Raw genomic sequence first — 1417 nt, 5'->3', positions numbered from 1 at the left:
TCAACTATTACACGATTCTTAAGTAAGAGAAAGTCGTATCACTTTTTTCTGCAATCGCTCACCTTTAACTTAATAACGATTATTTCAAAAAATTCTAATTTTGACAATAATCATTCCTTATTCTGTTATATAGTCCTTTAACGGAATAAGGAATGATTATTGTTTCCCTTCTGATAGCTTTCTATATAATGAAGCCCTAGACACATTTGTAATTTCACAAATTTGATTTACAGTCATATCTCGGTTTGAATTACAGTGAGTTGCATTAATCCAAAAAACACCGCTGATTTCCTATAAATAATGGAGGTCATCAGCGGTGTTTATCGGTGTATAAAACTTCAACATTATTAATAAGTCTTCTTTTAAAATATAAATGGTTAAACAAATGGAAAAATTCTTGTTATATCATCTTTTATTTCTGAAATACAGGTGCTATTTTATCAATGCGGTTTGTCCAAATTCCACCTGTATAATCGTCAGGAAGACGTTTTATATCTTCAGATGAGTCAAATCCACTTGAAAACCCAAACCCATTTCCTCCTACAATGATAACTCTAGTATCTGCTTTATCCATTCGATTAAGAAAACGATTTGGCCATCCCCAAAGCCAAGGAGCTACTTTGTCTGGTATATGTAATTCTCCATGCTTCAGGCTTGAAGGTATGTAGCCAGTCCACCCTAATGCCATATAAGTAATAAGATCTTTTTTCATGGTCGCTTTTGACATTATTCGTAAACTAGGGACGCGCTCTTTTATCGCAGCAATTGGTTTATCGCCACCATATACAGTTAGTTGCTCAAGGCGTTTTGCTGGTAGTTTCTTAAGGTAAGCAGCCAATTGGATTCCTTCATTTTCATCATCACTTTTAATATGAATAAGAAAAGAGCGATCTGGAAAATGGTTAAGTACTTCATCAAGTGTTGGCATAAGATTAATCCCTTGACCACGAAATGGGAATGTTTTACCACCATCAGCTGTATAACCATAACCAATATCAAGTGCTTGTAATTCTTTTGTTGTAAAATCTCTTGTAACACCTTTACCATTTGTACGACAATCAAGAGTCCAGTCATGAAAAATAACAAAATTATTATCTTTAGTTGGTTGAACATCAAACTCTACTAGATCAGCCCCAGCTTTAAATGCCGCTTCCATAGATGGAATTGTATTTTCTAAATAAGGATATTCAGGTTTATTTATACGTTCAGCTGTACATGTATCACCCTCAATCCCTTCCATGCTAAATGTTTGCGAAAGCCCTCGGTGAGCAAGAAGAAGAGGAGTCCTATCGGCCCTCTCAGCAAAAAAAGAACTGTTATTTACATAAACAAATACGAATAGGATAAGAATTATCCAAGTCGTTTTACGTTTTAGTAACCTTTTTATTTTATTCATTGTATTCTCCTCTTAAATATT

General features: G+C 34.2%; 1 protein-coding gene and 1 pseudogene. Both read right to left on the bottom strand.

Annotated features, from left to right (window positions below):
* Window positions 1-156 precede the first annotated feature (156 nt).
* Window positions 157-240 (bottom strand): annotated as a pseudogene (locus ACQGS6_RS28455) (helix-turn-helix domain-containing protein); the annotation flags it as partial.
* A 172-nt stretch (window positions 241-412) separates the two neighbouring features.
* A complete protein-coding gene (locus tag ACQGS6_RS28450; RefSeq protein ID WP_369622671.1) occupies window positions 413-1396 on the bottom strand; it encodes a glycerophosphodiester phosphodiesterase family protein in 984 nt (327 codons plus the stop codon).
* Between the last annotated feature and the right edge of the window lie 21 nt (window positions 1397-1417).

This window comes from Bacillus sp. GMs2/2 (assembly GCF_050172095.1).
Lineage (GTDB): Bacteria > Bacillota > Bacilli > Bacillales > Bacillaceae_G > Bacillus_A > Bacillus_A cereus.
Note: the sequence above shows the minus strand (reverse complement) of the source record. Positions and strands in the feature narration are given on the sequence as shown.

Coding starts and splice junctions, on each gene's coding strand:
- ACQGS6_RS28450 (WP_369622671.1), bottom strand. CDS start 1,396: ATGAATAAAATAAAAAGGTTACTAAAACGTAAAACGACTTGGATAATT.